This is a genomic window from Pseudoalteromonas sp. 19-MNA-CIBAN-0066 (genome assembly GCF_040308705.1).
Classification (GTDB): Bacteria; Pseudomonadota; Gammaproteobacteria; order Enterobacterales; family Alteromonadaceae; genus Pseudoalteromonas; species Pseudoalteromonas nigrifaciens.
The window spans coordinates 1-440 of record NZ_JBEONZ010000109.1; the positions used below are offsets into that span (position 1 = coordinate 1).

The 440-nt window shown below is 34.3% G+C and carries 1 pseudogene; it reads right to left on the reverse strand.

Annotated features, from left to right (window positions below):
• Positions 1-440 (reverse strand): annotated as a pseudogene (locus AAEZ18_RS18405) (GumC family protein); the annotation flags it as partial.

Consider the following 440-nt stretch of genomic DNA (forward strand, 5'->3'; position numbering starts at 1 on the left):
GTTGCGATAACCTCGAGTTTAACCAACTAGAAGCCTGTTGAGTTATTCCCATTTTCGCGCGCATTTGGCTTTCTATGTATATATCGCCTACAGCATTAGCAACTAAAGCGGCTAAAGCGGGATCGCTCGACTCATAGCTTATATTTACTAATTGGGTATTTCTGATTGGTTCAATACCTAGCTTAGATTTATAAATACTCAATAAAAAAAGCATTTTTTGCTCTGCTTTTTCTTCTGCAGATAAATATCTTTCTTCATTTTTATTTAAAAAAGGCAGTAAACCTTTTACATAGCCTTTAACTTCCCCCATTAAACTAGGTTTAGCAATAAAATCGCCATGTTCTTCTAAATTAAGCTTGGTAATTACTTCTCGGCCAATACTGTCAGATTTAAGTATTTCAAATTGCGTTAAGTAATACTCTTTTTTTGTGGTATCAAGG